The 18,815-nt window shown below is 43.9% G+C and carries 13 protein-coding genes; 7 read left to right on the plus strand and 6 right to left on the minus strand.

Features of this window, described 5'->3' with window-relative positions; translation table 11 throughout:
- Positions 1–272: 272 nt before the first annotated feature.
- Both gdhA and uspA read right to left on the minus strand, forming a co-directional pair.
- Positions 273–1,616 (minus strand): NADP-specific glutamate dehydrogenase, encoded by a 1,344-nt coding sequence (gdhA, locus tag PSI14_RS15025; RefSeq protein ID WP_273576645.1) that lies wholly within the window; start codon positions 1,614–1,616, stop codon positions 273–275.
- A gap of 260 nt (positions 1,617–1,876) precedes the next feature.
- Positions 1,877–2,308 (minus strand): universal stress protein UspA, encoded by a 432-nt coding sequence (uspA, locus tag PSI14_RS15030; protein WP_086109436.1) that lies wholly within the window; start codon positions 2,306–2,308, stop codon positions 1,877–1,879.
- A 419-nt stretch (positions 2,309–2,727) separates the two neighbouring features.
- Between uspA and uspB the strand changes: the two genes are divergently transcribed.
- On the plus strand, positions 2,728–3,057 hold the full coding sequence (gene uspB, locus PSI14_RS15035; RefSeq protein WP_273576646.1) for a universal stress protein UspB: 330 nt from the start codon (positions 2,728–2,730) through the stop codon (positions 3,055–3,057).
- A gap of 97 nt (positions 3,058–3,154) precedes the next feature.
- Here the strand turns inward: uspB and pitA are convergent, their stop codons facing one another.
- Entirely contained in the window at positions 3,155–4,645 is a 1,491-nt protein-coding gene (gene pitA / locus PSI14_RS15040; protein WP_273576647.1) for an inorganic phosphate transporter PitA, read from the minus strand.
- A 298-nt stretch (positions 4,646–4,943) separates the two neighbouring features.
- Here pitA and PSI14_RS15045 point away from each other — a divergent pair, with 298 nt between their 5' ends.
- The 5 genes from PSI14_RS15045 (at position 4,944) to PSI14_RS15065 (ending at position 12,693) form a co-directional block, all read left to right on the plus strand.
- Entirely contained in the window at positions 4,944–6,161 is a 1,218-nt protein-coding gene (locus tag PSI14_RS15045; RefSeq protein ID WP_273576648.1) for a BaiN/RdsA family NAD(P)/FAD-dependent oxidoreductase, read from the plus strand.
- A 714-nt stretch (positions 6,162–6,875) separates the two neighbouring features.
- Positions 6,876–8,006, plus strand: coding sequence for a LuxE/PaaK family acyltransferase (locus PSI14_RS15050; protein ID WP_273576649.1), 1,131 nt, complete (start codon positions 6,876–6,878; stop codon positions 8,004–8,006).
- 34 nt (positions 8,007–8,040) lie between these two features.
- On the plus strand, positions 8,041–10,479 hold the full coding sequence (locus PSI14_RS15055; RefSeq protein WP_370688866.1) for an acyl-CoA reductase: 2,439 nt from the start codon (positions 8,041–8,043) through the stop codon (positions 10,477–10,479).
- A gap of 15 nt (positions 10,480–10,494) precedes the next feature.
- Positions 10,495–11,739 (plus strand): phenylacetate--CoA ligase family protein, encoded by a 1,245-nt coding sequence (locus PSI14_RS15060; RefSeq protein ID WP_273576651.1) that lies wholly within the window; start codon positions 10,495–10,497, stop codon positions 11,737–11,739.
- A 12-nt stretch (positions 11,740–11,751) separates the two neighbouring features.
- On the plus strand, positions 11,752–12,693 hold the full coding sequence (locus PSI14_RS15065) for a GNAT family N-acetyltransferase (protein ID WP_273576652.1): 942 nt from the start codon (positions 11,752–11,754) through the stop codon (positions 12,691–12,693).
- A gap of 250 nt (positions 12,694–12,943) precedes the next feature.
- Here the strand turns inward: PSI14_RS15065 and PSI14_RS15070 are convergent, their stop codons facing one another.
- Positions 12,944–14,938: an RNA/DNA-binding domain-containing protein gene (locus PSI14_RS15070; protein ID WP_273576653.1), complete on the minus strand. Its 1,995-nt coding sequence runs from the start codon at positions 14,936–14,938 to the stop codon at positions 12,944–12,946.
- 235 nt (positions 14,939–15,173) lie between these two features.
- Here PSI14_RS15070 and PSI14_RS15075 point away from each other — a divergent pair, with 235 nt between their 5' ends.
- Positions 15,174–15,869, plus strand: coding sequence for a pirin family protein (locus PSI14_RS15075; protein WP_273576654.1), 696 nt, complete (start codon positions 15,174–15,176; stop codon positions 15,867–15,869).
- A 153-nt stretch (positions 15,870–16,022) separates the two neighbouring features.
- Here the strand turns inward: PSI14_RS15075 and pckA are convergent, their stop codons facing one another.
- Both pckA and hslO read right to left on the minus strand, forming a co-directional pair.
- Positions 16,023–17,642, minus strand: coding sequence for a phosphoenolpyruvate carboxykinase (ATP) (gene pckA / locus PSI14_RS15080; RefSeq protein ID WP_273576655.1), 1,620 nt, complete (start codon positions 17,640–17,642; stop codon positions 16,023–16,025).
- Between the two features lie 233 nt (positions 17,643–17,875).
- Positions 17,876–18,775, minus strand: a complete 900-nt coding sequence (hslO, locus tag PSI14_RS15085; protein WP_273576656.1) for an Hsp33 family molecular chaperone HslO — start codon at positions 18,773–18,775, stop codon at positions 17,876–17,878.
- Between the last annotated feature and the right edge of the window lie 40 nt (positions 18,776–18,815).

An 18,815-nucleotide genomic window follows, 5' to 3' on the forward strand; every position in this document is an offset into this window, starting at 1 on the left:
CATTACTAAGTAAGTAAAATAAGAACAGAGCCACATCACCCAAGAACATGGTTTATTGTCTGACTAATTCAGAGTGTTTTGAGATGTTCGTTTTGAGATGTTCATTTTGAGATTCTATGGATTTCTTATCTGATTGATTTTGATTGAGTGGGATCACAATCCCACCCTATTGAAACTGGCCGTACTGTTTAATCATTTCAGCGGCCCATCCACGAAATTTGCGGGCTTATCCGCATTTCTTACTTCTTATTTCCAACTACATTCTTACCAATCTACACAATGCCTTGTGCCAACATCGCATCCGCCACTTTGACAAAGCCAGCGATATTGGCGCCCTGTACATAATTGATCTGCTTCCCTTCTCCACCATATTCGACGCAAGCGTGATGAATATCGAGCATGATGTGATGTAAGCGAATATCTACTTTCTCTGCCTTCCAACTCAGGCGTGCTGCGTTCTGTGCCATCTCCAGCCCCGAAGTTGCCACTCCACCCGCATTGGCAGCCTTACCCGGTGCAAACAAAACGCCTGCTTCACGGAAAGCATCAGTAGCCGCAATCGTCGCTGGCATGTTGGCTCCTTCTGCAACCGCTTTCACGCCATTTTTAATCAATGTCTTCGCCGCTTCCAAATCCAATTCGTTCTGAGTCGCACAAGGCAGGGCTATATCCACAGGAATGGCCCACGGATCTTGCCCCTTAAGGAAAGTCAGCCCACGCTCTTTGGCATACTCCTCCACACGACCGTAACGCTGATTTTTAATTTCTTCAAGATGAGCCAGTTTCTCCGGCGTAAAACCGTCTTCATCCAAGACCGTACCGCCAGAATCCGACGCAGTAACGACTTTCGCTCCCAGTTCCATACATTTTTCAATGGAATATTGGGCGACATTTCCCGCTCCAGACACAGATACCCGCATGCCTTCAATCCCCATGCCATGACGTTTAAGCATTTCATCGGTGAAATAAGCCAACCCATAGCCGGTAGCTTCAGGGCGGATCAGGCTGCCACCAAAGGAAAGTCCTTTGCCCGTAAAAACGCACGCCGTATTGTTGGACAGTTTTTTCATCATGCCCGCCATAAAACCAACTTCACGGCTACCCACACCAATATCTCCGGCAGGCACATCAGTATCAGGCCCTAAATGACGGTAAAGTTCAGTCATCAATGCCTGACAGAATCGCATGATTTCACCGTGGCTTTTCCCTTTGGGATCGAAATCAGAACCCCCTTTTCCGCCTCCCATTGGCAGCGTTGTCAACGCATTCTTCAGTGTCTGCTCAAAGCCCAGAAATTTCAGGATAGAAAGGTTCACAGAAGGATGGAAACGCATCCCACCTTTGAATGGCCCAATGGCAGAATTGAACTGTACTCGCCACGCACGGTTTACCTGCACTTTGCCTTGATCATCCACCCAGCAGACGCGGAATTGAATGACTCTTTCCGGCTCGACCAGACGCTCCAATAATCCTTGCTCACGATATTGCGGGTTTTGTTCAAGAAAAGGCCAAAGAGAGGTCAACACTTCTCGTACTGCCTGTAAGTATTCTGGTTGATGCGGATTGTGGAACTGGATCGAATCGAGAAATGAGACTAAAGATGATGAAACATTCATGTAGAGCTTCCTTTATTGTCATACAGAAGTGATGACTCCCAGCCATTTTCCATATTATTTTTTTGTCGAAAATGCGAGGTAAGTACGGTTTGCTTTCTGAATATAGCACTGTTTTACGCTTAAATTTCAACAACTATTTTTTATAGGTTTTCCTAAAAATATCTTTGACAATTTCTAAATCAGTTTCATCATCTTTTCTGGGGACAAAAAAATCGCCTGCATAAGCAGGCGATTTTACAGAATAAAATATCAACCGAAGATTATTCTTCGTCACGCAAAGGTACAATCAACATATCAACATGAACAGTGTTAATAAGCTGACGAGCTGAAGACATCAACTTGCTCCAAAAATCCTGATGGTGACCACATACAACCAGATCCATATCGTATTGTTTGATAGCATCAACAAGGACTTGCCCTAAATCACCACTCCCACTCAATGTTTCCTGAACGGGGTAGCCTGCACTGGCAGATAATTCTTTCAGAGAATTACGGGTTTCATCCGCGATACGCTCCTGCATATCGCCAAGGTTTACATCAATCAGGCCGGTATAAAGATCGGAGTAGTTAACATCAACATGGATCAGGGAAACTTTGGCATTGTACGGTTTCGCCATTGACACAGCTTTCTCCACCAATATCTGACTTTCTGGAGATAAATCAACCGCAACAAGAATATGTTTGTAAGCCATAAGAACTCCTTCCATAACGTTGATTAGACGGATTGGCAGTGTTAAACGCCACAATTCGATATTTATACTATAACTGTTCAATGTGTCTTTTGAGTGTTGTTTTGATCACAACTTATTGTTTTTACCTTCTTTACTAATTGAAAACATAGAATCCGTCCCAGAAAAAGACAACATGACTGGCAAATTCCCCATAATGGCTGATTATAAACCCAATAGATTTCCAGTTGCCGTGTAGCGAATAAAGCAGCAACTTAAAAAATGGCGGGGATAAGTGCTTCCCTCACTTTTTCTCTGCTATAAGCACATTAAACACTATATCTTTAACTAATATTTAACATAGTTATTATTGAGATTAAAACTTTTCCTATTGGTTTCTTCTTTACTGGCAACGTTTGTTGCCGCGATCAGGAGGGGGAAGTATGTTCAGTACCACCGCGCTATTTTGGGCAGTTTGCCTTATCTGCATTATTAACATGATTCGCTATTTTTCTTCGCTCCGTGTACTTCTGTCAATTTTGCGCGAATCAGACCCAATGCTGTATCAAGCCGTTGATGGAAATGGTTTTTTTAAAACTCATGGTCAGTTCAATAAACAGTTTCGGCTAGTGCGTTATATCAATTCACAAGGTTATATCAACCATCACAACCCTGACATCGTCTTATTGTGCGAAAGGATGAGGAAGCAATTTATATTGACGGGAATGCTATGTGGCGTTGTTCTGCTATGTCTGATAGCAATGATGATTTAACGTAAATTTGAGATATGAATGTGAACAAAAAACAAGTGATAATAAAAAAGGGTTGGCTTGCAATAACAAACAGCCAACCCTTTTTCTAAAATAGATATTAGATCAGTTTCAGGGCGATCCAATACAGTAAGCCTGACAATCCAATCGAAATCGGCAGCGTCAAAACCCACGCCAACATGATGTTTTTGATAGTCTTACTTTGCACACCACCACCATCAACCAGCATCGTCCCCGCTACCGCAGAAGAGAGCACTTGCGTTGTGGATACTGGCATTCCTGTGTAACTGGCAACACCAATAGAAACCGCCGCAGTAACCTGAGCAGAAACACCTTGGGCATAGGTCATGCCTTTTTTGCCAATCTTCTCACCGATAGTCACAGCAACACGTTTCCAACCAACCATTGTGCCCAAAGACAAGGCAAGAGCCACTGCAACAATGATCCACATCGGCGCATATTCCACCGTCTTCAATATATCTTTGCGGTAATCGTTCAGGAAACGTGCGTCTTTAGGTTTAGTTTCTGGCAGCTTGGCCACATCGCTTGCTGTATCAGCAATACACATCAGCATACGGCGCATTTTGCTACGCTGGTCCGGGGTCAAATCGCTGAAACTCTGAACATTCACCAGCATGTTTTCAGCGTTGTTCAGCATCACTAATGCACGTGCATTATCGCAATGGAGTGTCATGTCCAGTTGATCTCCAACAGAAGAAACAACCGGATTCAGTTCAATCGCATGAGCCAACTCTGAAGCATGCTGCTCATAATGAGTCCGCAAGTTGACAACAGCATCACGAGTGCGAGTGATGTCATAAGAGGCTGAATTCATATTGAGGACAAAGCCCGCAGGTGCAACGCCAATCAACACCAGCATGATCAAGCCAATACCTTTCTGACCATCGTTCGCTCCGTGGGAAAAACTCACACCAACAGCAGAGAGAATCAGGGCGGTACGCGTCCAGAATGGAGGTTTACGTTTACCATCCTGTTTTTCACGTTCGGCAGGCGTCATGTGGATACGGCGACGTTTTTTCGTACCGCTCCAGTAGCGGCGCAGCAAAAACACCATCGCTCCGGCAATCACCAGACCAACCAGAGGAGACAAGATCAAGGACATGAAAATCTGAATCATCTTCGGAATATTCAACGCATCCACCACCGACGAACTGGTTACTATCGCATTGGTCAAACCGATGCCAATAATAGAGCCAATCAACGTATGGGAACTAGATGCTGGAATACCGAAATACCACGTACCCAAATTCCAGATAATTGCCGCCAGCAGCATGGAAAAAACCATAGCCAAACCGTGAGCCGAACTGACATTTAGTAGAAGATTCGTAGGCAGTAGATGCACAATCGCATAAGCGACACTTAATCCACCAAGGAGAACACCCAAAAAATTAAAAACCCCTGCCATAACAACGGCAAGCTGCGAGCGCATCGCACGGGTATAAATAACAGTTGCTACTGCGTTTGCGGTATCATGAAACCCATTGATGGCTTCATAGAAAAGCACAAACAACAGAGCAAGCACTAACATAAGGCCGGTATAAAATTCCAAGCCAGTAAACAGATGTAGCATAAACGTTAAGCCAGTTAGTAGGACATGAACGCGCGCATTATCAGTGACAAACGTTAGCGGGAAAAGAGAAATATGACCTTTTTTTGATTTAATAACGTTCAATCGACATAGAAACCATTATATTTATCATATATATCAAATAGTTACTAAATTTTAATATTTTAATATTTTTTTGACGAAAAATGACTTTCTGCCGTAAAAAGTTAAACCAAATGCATAATTTTCTCTATGGTTCGTGAACGTAGCCCTCACAATGCAGTAAATTCCTACAAATAACTCGGCCAAAAGAGACAGACGAATGGAAAAATTTGATGTAATTGTTTTTGATGTAATTGTTATTGGTGCCGGCGCTGCTGGCTTATTCTGTGCTGCGCAGGCAGGACAAGCCGGATTAAACGTTCTGGTGCTAGATAACGGCAAAAAAGCAGGCCGCAAGATTTTGATGTCCGGTGGAGGACGCTGCAATTTTACCAACATGTATACCGAGCCGGCAGCATTCCTTTCTACCAATCCCCATTTTTGTAAGTCAGCACTTGCTCGCTATACCCAGTGGGATTTTATTAATCTGGTACAACGCCATGGCATCCCTTATCACGAAAAAACATTGGGGCAGCTTTTCTGTGATGACTCATCTCAACAAATTATAGACCTACTTTTAAAAGAGTGTGAAACAGGGCAAGTCACTATTCGATTGCGCAGTGAGGTCACTCACATCGAGAAGAAAGAGCAGGGTTTTGTCATTACAGCAGCAGGAAAAGAAGTAAGTGCGCACTCACTTGTTGTGGCATCCGGTGGATTGTCCATGCCCGGATTGGGAGCCTCTCCCCTTGGTTACCGTATCGCAGAGCAATTTGGACTCAATATCCTGCCTACGCGTGCAGCATTAGTTCCCTTTACCCTACATAAACCGCTACTGGATCAACTTCAAACTCTCTCCGGGGTCGCAGTTCCTTCCGTTGTAACTGCAAAAGATGGCACAATATTCAGGGAAAATATTTTGTTCACCCATCGCGGTCTTTCCGGCCCCGCTATTTTGCAGATTTCCAGCTATTGGCAATCTGGTGAGTATGTGAGTGTTAACTTACTTCCTGACACGGATTTAGAAAGTTTTCTGGATAAAGAACGGGAGTCTCATCCCAATCAGAGTTTGAAAAATACCCTGTCTAAATTACTGCCTAAGCGTTTGGTCGAGTGTTTGCAGTCTCTTGGGCAATTGCCGGAGCTGTCTCTGAAACAACTTAATCCCGCACAGAAAAAAGAGTTGCTCACCACCCTGCAATACTGGCAGGTACAACCGAATGGTACGGAAGGCTATCGCACGGCGGAAGTCACTCTTGGCGGAGTGGATACTAATGAGTTGTCATCAAAAACGATGGAATCTCATAAAGTGAAAGGGTTGTACTTTATTGGAGAAGTGGTCGATGTGACCGGCTGGCTTGGCGGGTATAACTTCCAATGGGCGTGGAGCTCAGCGTGGGCTTGTGCACAAGCGTTGGTTGCTGCGCAGCGACAATAAAGATTACCAATACCATTTCATAAATGGGACGAAAAATAAAATAATGCGAATTGGTAGTTAAGTGATGACCTGTCTATCAGCTATCCCAACATTGAGGTAACCGGATAATCTACCCATTAACGGTTCTCTGAGTGTCAACTCTAGACCGCCGAAAAAAGCTGGAAGGTTACCCGAAGTCTTCCAGCTTAAATAACCCACCGATCTGTACCTTATCCAAAAAAGTTCAAATTTAGACATCGTATCCTGCCATAACCATATATTTAGTGCGCGTAAAACGCCATTCACGTGTCAAAAGAAATTTAAGCCAATCATCATATAATAATAAATAATGAAATAAGTGTGTTAAATAATAATTGCGTTAAATACAAAAACAACCTTAAACATTAGAAAAATAGTTTGATTGTTACCATTTGGTTTGGAATAATGCGCCCCGCAAACACAGGACTGACATTAACTATAAAAATGGCAAAAAACACCTATTATTATCCATAAAATCGCCTTTTTACCACAAAATAGACTTAATTACTGTCAGAGACCAACGCATCATCCTCCAACAAAGCGCAAAGATTTAATTAAAATAGGCAACTCTATTCATTAAGTTAAATAACGAATAAATCCTATCAAAAATTATTAAGTTCAATAGAAGAATAAATAATTAATTAATTTTTTTAATTAATAACCCTTTGTAGCGATTACTGAAGAATGAGTGTTAATATGCAAAACTTACCTCACGTCAAAGCACTGTGTGCTATCACACATCCTTACCGTGCTTGTGCCGAATATGACGCATTATTTACTGACGCTATGCGTGAATTGACGCTATACCACTGTGAACATACCTCTGGTTATGAGCAGTGGCTGGCAGATCATGGTCTGGATAAACAAGCGATAATGACGCTGGATGACTGGTCAACTCTGCCTTTGCTATTTGCCAATTATTTCAAGCGTAATCTGATACTCAGTGATAGTGCTCAGGATGCTCTGGAACTGACTTCTTCCGGCACCACCGGGCAGAAAAGCCGCATGCGCTATGATTCTGAAAGTATTGCCGCCGCCCAGCATATGGTGGACTGTATTTTTGACTATTATGGCTGGAATACCCCTGATCAACCCTGTAACTATCTACTGCTTAGCTACGAACCCGCTGGTGCCATCACTCTGGGTACAGCCTACACTGATCAGTTCCTGTGCAAATATGCTCCCGTAAATCGGGCCTATTATGCTTTGCGCCATAACGGGCAAGGTAATGAATTCGATCCCTTCGGTACAATTACCGCACTCCAGCAATTTGCTCAGGAAGGATTGCCTGTGCGTATCTTCGGTTTCCCTGCCTTTTTGTGGTTTACCCTGCAAAGAATGGCGCAAATGGGACTGCCTGCATTGAAATTACATCCTGAATCGCTGGTTTTCCTCGGTGGAGGCTGGAAAACACATGCCGATAAATCCATTCCTAAAAAAGAATTGTATCAACGGTTGACCGAACAACTGGGTATTCCTGATATTCGCTGTCGTGATGGTTATGGTTCAGTTGAACATCCAGTACCTTATGTTGAATGTTCTCACCATAATTTTCATATCCCAATCTATGCCCGCGCATATGTACGCCATACCGCCAATTTGACATGCCAACCTTATGGAGAGCCGGGCTTTCTGCATTTCACATCTCCTTATATCACTTCCTGCCCAGCCCACAGCATCGTCACCAGTGACCTGGCCGTGCTGCATTCCGGCAAAAGCTGTGGATGTGAACTTGAAACAGATTGGTTTGAACTGCTTGGCCGAGCAGGTACTAGCAAAAGCCGTAGTTGTGCCATTGCCGCTTCTGAATTGATTAAGAGATCTTGATATGTCTTCCGTAAATACCGTTTCTACAAAAATAATGAATAACCCGGTTTCTTCAAAGCCTTTAGCAGGACAAAACGCGTTAGCAGGACAAGAGCAGTCGGCCGGACAAAAAATCGCGAAATTACGTGAGCAATTACCTGCGCTGCTGGCTCGCCCCCACACTTCTGAGCAAGTACTTAATTGCGCGCAACGCTTTGCCGAATATCTTTCCAATCTGAGTGAACATCCCCTGTTTGATGCCCAGACTCGGGAAGCGCTTATCGATTTTTGCCAACGCGAAGCGCTGGAAGCCAAACTGGAGCGGGAACTCGGACAAAATGCTTTTTCGCTGCGTCGATTCGATTATAACCAGAATCGATATGAGGCTTGGAAACCATTGGGATTGGTTGTCCATATTACGCCTTCCAATGCTGAACTTCTGCCCTTTATGGCTGTAATAGAAAGTTTGTTGGTGGGTAATATTAACTGGTTACGCCCAAGCAGCAGCGACAACGGGTTTAGTGCACAACTTCTGGCAGAATTTTTAGCCCACGATATTTCAGGTGATTTAGCTAATCGGGTAGCAGTATTGCCGTTGCCAGTGACACAATTAGCAGAATTGTTCAGTCAGGCCGATGCGGTTTCTGCTTGGGGAAGCGACTCATCTCTGGCATCCATTCGTGCTCAACTGCCCGCAGGTTGCCGCTGGATAGATTGGGGACATCGCATCAGTATTGCTTGGTTGAGTCCTGAAGCCGTCGATGATGCCCAATTGGATGCCTTGGCTGATGATATCTGTTGTTATGACCAGCAAGCCTGTTCCAGCCCCCAATGTTTGCTGATCGATAGCGATGATCCTGAAATTTTACAACATATCGGACAACGCATGGCTACCGCCCTGCAACGTCGTGCTGGATTGCATCCAGCCATGAAACAGGATATTCAGGAAGCCGCTGAAATTACGACTCAAACGGCTTTCCAACAACTTGATTTCGCGTTTACACAGGTACATGGTGAAATCTGGCGCACCGACGGATGGCGGGTAATATGGCGACATGAAGAGGAGTTGGCGGCTTCTCCTCTGTTCCGTACATTGCAAATACGTCCTGCTCCGCGTCAGCGTCTGTGTTCTATTTTGCAACCTTGGCGTAATCATCTACAAAGCTGTGCTTTGATTACCCGTCAAGAACATATCACCGAAATGAGCCATACTCTGTTTGCTGCGGGCGTCAGTCGCATCACTCCGGCAGGTCAGATGCATGGCGGCTATAATGGTGAACCACATGATGGTGTCTACGCACTATCACGCCTTACCAAACGAGTATCTGTCAGCCTTGCACCTGAGTTAATGGCAGGTTGCGCTCATCTTGATGTTCCTCCGTCTCGTCCACGCGGGTTAGAAAATCTTCCTGTCATGAATAAGGCCGATTTTCAAGCGTTGGTTCCCAATGATAAAGCCCGCCTGTTTTTCCGCAGTGGAGGCAGCAGTGGTGCGCCTAAACTGGCCGCTTATAGCTACCACGATTACCACAGGCAAATGCAGGCCGCCGCCGATGGCGTATTCGCCTCAGGGCTTGAACCCGCAACCGATCGTGTCATGAACCTGTTATATGGCGGAAAATTGTACGGCGGCATGATGAGCTTTTTCACCATTCTGGATAAATTGGATGTGGCGCAATATCCAATGGGCGGCCCTGCTGATAATGACTTTAGTGAAATCGCTGATTTTATCGTGAGTCAGCGCATCAATACGCTGGTAGGAATGCCAAGCACGTTACATCGGTTATTTCTGAATGAAGCCACCAAATTGCGCCAGTATGGCGGCATTCGTAAGCTCTTCTTGGGTGGTGAACACCTCAATATGAGCCAACGAAATTTCCTGACCAGTTTTGGCGTTACCCTGATACGTTCAACAATTTACGGTTCAGTCGATGCCGGCCCTGTGGGTCATGCGTGCGCAGCCAGCGAGGATGGAGTTTTCCATTTAATGGCTGATACCCAATGGCTGGAAATTCTCAATATAGAGAATGATCAACCCGTAGCAAATGGCGAAACCGGGCGTCTGGTATTTACTTCCCTCCATCGAGAGGCACAACCCGTTCAGCGCTACGATTTAGGGGATCTCGGCTGTTGGATTAATCAACCTTGTTCTTGTGGCTTGACTTCACCGCGCTTCCGACTTAAAGGGCGTAATGGCTCCCTGCTGCGCGTAGGCAGTATTTTTATCAACTTTGCTGATTTGTCCGAACAACTGGCATTGCCAGTGCAATGGATAATCGACCATAACCGCGATGGTATTGATGGCATTCAGCTATTGGTTGATCATGCTGAGCCTGCCAAAGTGCGCCAGAACATATTGAAAGATTCCAAAATTACCGAAGTTGTTAAAGGAAAGCTCCTGAATTTAGATGTTATTTCCACTTCAACTGCTGATTTTCGCCGGAATGAACATAGTGGGAAAACACCATTGTTAATCGACTTGCGTAAATATTAATTGAGTAAAATTAAGATGATGACCAAAACGACATTGATTGATTTGCTCCATCATGCACGTGAGCATTCTGCTTATTACCGAGAGCTATATAAGTCCGTTCCCGATAATTGGATTCTGGAAGATTTACCACTCGTGGAACCCAGTGATTACTGGGCACATTCAAACGATTTACAAAAATGGCCCGTGTTGACTGCACCGCTGGAAGGCGGCCATGTATTTAAAACGGGTGGTTCAACCAGTGATGGGCGCTTGTCGGTTTTCAGTCAACAAGAGTGGACAGCGTTTATTGACTCCTTTGGTCAAGGCATTGCCCGCCAATTAAAGACTGGGGATCGGGTGGCTAATCTGTTTTTTGCTGGTGATCTTTATACCAGCTTTATATTTATCCATGGCGCATTATCGAATGCGCCACTCCCCATATTGGAATTTCCTTTCACCTGTAAGGTCGAGGATGAATTGCTGGTTAACAATATCCATCTTCACAACATTAATGTGTTGGCAGGTGTACCGGTTCAGTTAATCCGCCTGGCCCATTACCTGAAAGATACAGGGCAAACACTGCCGATGGTGGAATCTATTCTTTATGGTGGGGAAAGTTTGTTTGATTCACAGATCGCAATCATACGACAAGTTTTCCCTCAGGCTCGTTTAGGTTCAATCGGTTGTGCCAGTGTTGATGCCGGCTTGATCGGCTATGCTGATCCAGAATGCAAACAGGGGGAGCACCGAGTATTTGGTAACGACACCATTATTGAAATCGTAGATGAAATAAATCATCAGCCGATTACTGAATCGGGTAAACGTGGCCTATTAGTTGTCACTAACCTGCAACGACGACTCATGCCCGTAATCCGCTATCCTACTGGTGATATGGCTTGCTGGTGCGAGTCAGAGCAAGCAGACCGTAAATTTGCCTTGCAAGGACGTGCAAATCAAGGCTACCGCATACGATTTGGCACGTTGTCATTATTCCCTGACGATTTAGCGACAGAGCTATCACAACAAACAGAGCTTTTGGCCTGGCAATTGGAGCTGAGCCAGAAGGCGGGGCAAGATCAAATCCGATTGTTGGTGGCAAGCCTGCAAGCGGTAGATATTGACACAATACGCCATAGAGTAATGACTGCTTTTCCAAATCTGGACAAAATTTGCATACACCAAAATATGCTGGAGATCGTGCAAACCAATATTGATGGTATGTATACACACCCACGTTCAGGGAAATTGCAGCGAGTTGTGGATCTGCGTAGTTATAACTAAAGGTTGAAATCAATGACTATCTTCCACTCCGCTATTCAGATTCGCAGCTATCAGTCAGGTGATGATAAAAAAATCAGCCAATTATTCCGTGAAGTTTACGGCGATTCGTATGTCTATCCTGACATCTATCTACCAAGACTCATCAATGACAACCAAACCACAGGGCAATGGCACTCGGCTTTAGCATTCCATCAAGGACGGCTCATTGGTCATGCTTCTCTGGTTAAGGATACCATGCAGCAAAATCAGGCAGAGCTGGCACTCATTGCTGTGTATCCCGATTTTCAAGGTTATGGTGTGGCGAAGTCTCTGGGCAGTTATTTATGCGGATATGCGAAAGAGCAAGGCTATAATTTGTTGACAATAAAGCAGGTATGTTCACACCCTAAAAGCCAGTACATCGCCCGAAATTTAGGTTTCTATTCGACAGCCTTGATGCTGGATTATGTCGATTCGCCATTTGGTTTGCCAGAACCTGAAAGTATCATTCAGGGCATTTTGCCGCTTAAGTCATTGCCATTACCTAAGCTGAACTGGCCACAGCCTTGGCAAAATTGGGTCTCCCAGATCAGCCAATATGTTGGCGAGTCATCATTAAATGCACAATCAGTGTATCGGCGTTCCATGCTTTCTGAGCCGTTTACCATTAAAAAATCCGGTCGACGTTTGGAGATCACTCTATACGATATTCATTCTGACTTTTTATCGGAGGTCATCGATTTCCCCGCCGGGCAGTTAATCTATTTGAAGCTGCCTGCGTGTGAAGAATCTCTGGGATTGTGTTCATTGCTCAAAAAAGGCGGTTTCCGATTCGCTGGACTTTGCCCAGACACCCATGATGGATGGTTTTTACTGTGGTTACGAGGCTACCAATTGATGCCATATCAATTTCACGACACGGGTACTCAACATCTCTATCAGATGGAATTAGGGGATAGCGAACAATATAGCTAACGTGACTAAACCACACTTTTAACTTGAACCTTTAAATAATACTTTCAAATTTGATTAAAAAAACACTTTACAAATGATATTGAGAACGATTATCATTCCTAACACTTTCAGTGCACCACCTTCAGGGTTCATGTGAAAGTACGACATTGCTCACATTGCTTCCAGTGTTTACTTTATAGGCCAACTTTATGTTGGCTTTTTTTTTGCCTGATATCACCTCATAATTAACTTTCAAAATTCAATTCCTAGACTAATCATTAGTTATATAGCCTTGTTTTTTATGGCGTTTCACATGAGGAAAAGCCAACCTCATTTTTCTTTGTTCAACTAATGGTGATAATTGCTTTTCACGAACATTTTGTGGTGTACGGTCAACTAACATAGCGATGACATGCAGAGGTATAAAATGGCCCTTACATAGTTCTAGCACAATTGAATCCATCATTTCGTTAGACAGGCGTTTTTTCTCTCTAGCTGGATGGGAAATATCCTTTAATTTATTCTGTAATACACTATTTAATAAAGAAAAATCATCAATATAGGGGTGAGAAAGTTTATTCGTCACAAAACGTCCCAATTCATCACGAAGTTGGTCATTTGCCGTTAAACAATTGACGTTATCCGTGATCATTTTTCCGTTATCCGTGATCATTTTTCCGTTATCCGTGATCATTTTTCCGTTATCCGTGATGAACGATTGATTAGAAGATAACGGATTAGTCTCAAACACGTCATCTGGGGAAAGTAATTCCATTCCCGGTAATGTATAAGATTTATCGCGTTTTTCACCATGTGGTATAAGAAAACCACGCTCTACTAATTTAGGTAACGCCAGTGTCACTTCGCGGGAATGTAAGCTAGTTAGTTGACAGGCACGTTCGTGATCTACCCAACCTTCAACTGCTGCGGTGATCACTATACAGCGTTCCAATTCACTGAGATTGTCCACGCTATCACCAAATTTTTGGTGCAATAATGATGCAGTTTTTTCAGAAACCAAACTACCAATAGAGAGTTCTAATAGGGTTTGTTCCGGTTCGGCTTTTTCGTACAGTCGTGGCACTCGCCAGTTAGCCCACTTCCAACCGCTGTAAATTTTAGGAATACCAGAACCTGAGCGCTCACCTGCTCCAATCATCAAAAACATCTGATGCATTAACCTATTACGACAATCACTTTCGTACCCTTTAATAGCTTGTTCTGGAGGAATACGCATTAAGCCAGGATTACGGAAACCAAACAAATCAGGACGCTTAACCACCAGAATCGATAAACGCCCTGTATAATCAGCATGCACCAACGTATTCACCAGAGCTTCACGCAGTGCTGTATGAATTTGGGTTTCATCTTGGCGAATACCATTTTTAAGCTCAAACGGGATCTTCAAATCAGCAATTAATTTACGATAGGTGCGACGGTAGAAATCAAACACATTACCAGACCAAGTTCCATCCGGGCAGATACGATCTATCCAGCGGCGTTCTGTCTTAGCTTCTGGCCGTTCCTGATAATCGACAAAATAATTAGGTGCTGCATCTTGAATTGCTTCCCATGTACCAAACATTAAAATACCAGCCAGAGTCATACCCTCCTGACCAGTTTGTCTATCCTTACGCCAACCTCCAATACTTCTTAAAAAATCAAAGTGATTCAATTCCAAAGCCGGATGTGTTGGTCTGGAAACAAACAATAATTGACGATATGTTTGTAAACTTTCGATATTGATATCATTCAGATCGAAATTTTGGAGTACTCTGTTATCACGACTATCTTCTAACTGCTCGACCATCATTCGCTTAACTTGTTCTTCAGTACAAACACGATCCCCCTCATGTAAGCGAATATATGTGTATTTCATTGGTTGATTTTTAAGGAACACAGGCTTTTTTTCACGTCGGGCAGTAGGAATTTCAATTACCAATACTTGTCTTCCATCAAGTTCAACAATACTGACTTGTTGCTCCGTCAGTAAATTGACATTTACTAATTGTGGATTATTTAGACCATTAAATAATTCTTGTCTCACCTTTTCCGGATTGTCTAATCCGGATACGGTAAATTTGCCATTCTTCTCCCGGACTCCCAATACAACAAATCCACCACGGCTATTAGCCATTGCACTGTAAGTGGGCCAGAAGTCATCTGGTAACTTGCCTTTCCCATCTTTTCCCTGAGCCAATTTAAATTCCAGCTCTGCCGATTCAAACAGCGTTTGCAAGTCAATCAGATCATTAATACGAAACATTGATGGCTCCTAAACATTGTCTACCGTTATAGAGAAAGCAAAGCTAAATTACCAACAACCAAATCCAGTGAAAAGAGAAGTGTAGTTTATTTTATAACCCAGCTGTATGTTGGCTTTTTTTGCCTGATATCACCTCATTTTCATTCAAAAATTTTGAGTTCCAAGATTAAATTTCCAATCTTTTATATTTCAGTCTTTCAATTAGACTACGAAAAAACATCGAGGGATTTTGAAAATGATCTACTTACGTCGAGCTTCAGAACGAGGTCATGCCAATCACGGCTGGCTGGACAGTTGGCATACTTTTTCATTCGCCAACTATTATGATGCAGATTTCATGGGATTTTCTGCTCTCAGGGTCATTAATGAAGATGTGATTGATGCTGGTCAGGGATTCGGTATGCACCCTCACAATGATATGGAAATATTGACTTATGTGCTGTCTGGCGCAGTAGAGCATCAGGACAGTATGGGGAACAAAGGGCAAGTGTCTGCGGGAGAATTCCAGATTATGAGTGCCGGAACGGGCATCCGTCATTCAGAATATAACCCGCATCATGATAGCCAACTGCATCTTTACCAGATCTGGATCATTCCGGAAAAAACGGGACTTACTCCCCGTTATGAACAACACCGTTTTGATACTACTGAGGGCTGCCAATTAGTGCTCTCTCCTGATGCCCGTGCCGGCTCCCTGAAAGTTTTTCAGGATATGACATTATGGCGCTGGACATTTAAAAATGGCGAAAATGGTGAATATCACATAGAGAAAACGCGAAAAATCTGGATTCAGGTCGTTTGTGGTGAAGTCATGATCAATGGAATACGGGCTACCACCAGCGATGGTGTTGCTATCTGGGATGAGTCTCATCTTCAATTAACTGCAAACCAAGAAAGTGAAATTCTATTGTTCGACTTGCCACCCAACTGATGCTGGGTTTTATTTCACTGTTTTTTGTCACTGACTTTCACAACTTTGCGAAATATAAATTAAAAAAGAACTCTATCTCACTGAATAGAGTTCTTTTATGGAAGGTTTAAATTTAATTAGATAGGTACTTTAGATAGATATTTTAGATAGGTACTACAGTTTAGGGCCTACTTTCACCAATGCAGCACCCGCAGCGGTATCGGTATATTTATCGAAGTTATCGATAAAGCGCTGTGCCAGATCTTCTGCCTTCACATTCCATTCGGATTTATCCGCATAGGTATTGCGGGGGTCCAAAATGCCCGTATCTACACCCGGCAATGTGGTCGGCACGGCCAAATCAAAAATCGGCAGTTGGATAGTATCCGCATCTTCAATGTCACCATTGAGAATCGCATCAATAATCGCTCGGGTATCCTTGATAGAGATGCGTTTGCCTGTGCCATTCCAACCCGTATTGACCAGATAGGCTTTCGCCCCTGATGACTGCATGCGTTTAACCAGAACTTCCGCATATTGTGTCGGATGCAGTGACAGGAATGCCGCACCGAAGCAAGCAGAAAAAGTTGGTGTGGGTTCCGTTACTCCGCGTTCAGTTCCCGCCAATTTTGCCGTGAAGCCAGACAGGAAATGATATTGGGTCTGTTCTGGTGTCAAACGGGAAACCGGAGGCAGTACGCCGAACGCATCTGCGGTCAGGAAAATAACCTTAGTCGCGTGCCCTGCTTTTGATACAGGCTTAACGATGTTTTCAATGTGGTAAATCGGATAAGAAACACGGGTATTTTCTGTTTTGGAGCCATCATTGAAATCAACCGTACCATCCGCCAGCACAGTGACGTTTTCCAGCAAGGCATCACGGCAAATGGCGTGATAGATATCCGGCTCAGCCTCTTTGGACAGATTGATGGTTTTCGCGTAGCAACCACCTTCAAAGTTAAACACGCCGTCATCATCCCAGCCATGTTCATCATCACCGATCAACTTACGTTTCGGATCAGTGGAAAGAGTGGTTTTCCCCGTCCCGGAAAGACCGAAGAAAATAGCAACATCACCTTTCTCGCCCACGTTGGCGGAACAGTGCATGGAAGCAATACCTTTCAGTGGCAACAGGTAGTTCATCATTGAGAACATCCCTTTTTTCATTTCACCACCGTACCAAGTACCACCAATCAACTGCATCCGCTCTGTCAGGTTAAACGCAACAAAGTTTTCAGAATTCAGCCCCTGTTCTTTCCATTGTGGATTCGTGCATTTCGCTCCGTTCATCACAATAAAATCAGGTGTGAAGCCAACCAATTCTTCGTCTGAGGGACGGATAAACATATTTTTCACAAAATGTGCCTGCCACGCCACTTCAGTGATAAAACGTACTTTCAGACGCGTATCCGCATTGGCTCCGCAGAAAGCATCAACCACAAACAAACGTTTGCCTGAAAGCTGCTGAGTAACCAAATCTTTAAGATGAGACCAGGTTTCCTGACCGAGCGGTTTGTTATCGTTCTTTCCTTTACCTTGATCAGCCCACCAGACGGTATCACGGGTAACATCATCGCGGACAATGTATTTATCTTTCGGGGAACGCCCGGTGAAAATACCTGTATCCACTGCGACAGCACCAAGGTTAGTCAATGTGCCGCGCTCATACCCTTGTAGTGAGGATTGAGTTTCTTCAGAGAATAACAATTCATAACTTGGGTTATAAACAATTTCACTAACACCACGAATACCATAAACCGCAAGTTCCTGCTCAGTAATGCCTGTAACGCTCATTTGTTGCTCCTGGTCAGTTATACTTTATCTCTGCGGGGGATAATAAATAATTATGACTAATTAACAGCGATTATTATCAAAAAATTGAAATCACATTATTTTTTTTAAGTTTATATGAGACACAGGGCACGAAATGGGAGAATAATTCATAATAAAAAGGGCGTATGTAACGCCCCTAAAAATCCGCTATTTATATAATCGGTGTCAATACAGCAGCAATATAATCAGTGTAATTACTCTTGTTTCACGGTCTTTATTTCGCTGACATCTTTCTCGCCGAAAATATCTTTCTCTTCAAAAACATCTTTCTCTTCAAAAATATAGTGCGTGCCACAGAATTCACATTCCATGTCAATTTTGCCATCTTCATGCAAAATTTCCTGAAGATCGGCTGCTGGTAATGTCACCAAAGAATCCGCACAACGTTGCCGGGAACAGGTGCAACGGAATTCTACCTGCTGAGGTTCATATAGCGTGACATCTTCTTCATGATAAAGACGATACAAAACCTCTTTCGCATCCAGCGTAAACAGCTCTTCTCCCTTAATGGTTGCAGTCAGTTGCACCAAGTGGTCAAGCATGTCTTCACTGTTTTCTTGCGCCCCCGGCAGGATCTGCAATAACATGCCGCCCGCTGCCATTTTTCCATCCTGCATCCCAGTACGGATAAACAGGCGGGTTGGCAACTGCTCTGACTGTTTGAAATACGCATCCAGACACTCCGCCAGCGTATCACCTTCCAGTGCCACAACCCCCTGATAACGCTCACCTTCTGTTGGTGTCACAGTGATGACCATATAGCCATTACCGAGCATATCGCGCAGGCGACTTGCCGCATTTACTTCACCATCAATGCGAGCTGTGCCACGCATCTGTTGCAGGTTGTTACCATTAATTACGGCCAGTTTAACCGGCCCATCACCCTGAATTTGTATCGTGATGTCCCCGTTAAATTTCAGTGTGGCTGTCAACAGACTGGTTGCGACCAACAATTCACCCAATAACTGCTGTACGGGTTGAGGAAAATGATGGTTCTCCAGCATCCGTTGGTAAGTTTCACTAACGGAAACGAGCTCACCCCTGACAGAATGGCTTTCAAATAAAAAGCGGTGTAATTGGTCATGCTTGGTCATAAATCTCTCTCATTTCACTGAGACGGTTATACTCTTTCTC

The organism is Xenorhabdus anantnagensis (assembly GCF_028598555.1).
Classification (GTDB): Bacteria; Pseudomonadota; Gammaproteobacteria; order Enterobacterales; family Enterobacteriaceae; genus Xenorhabdus; species Xenorhabdus anantnagensis.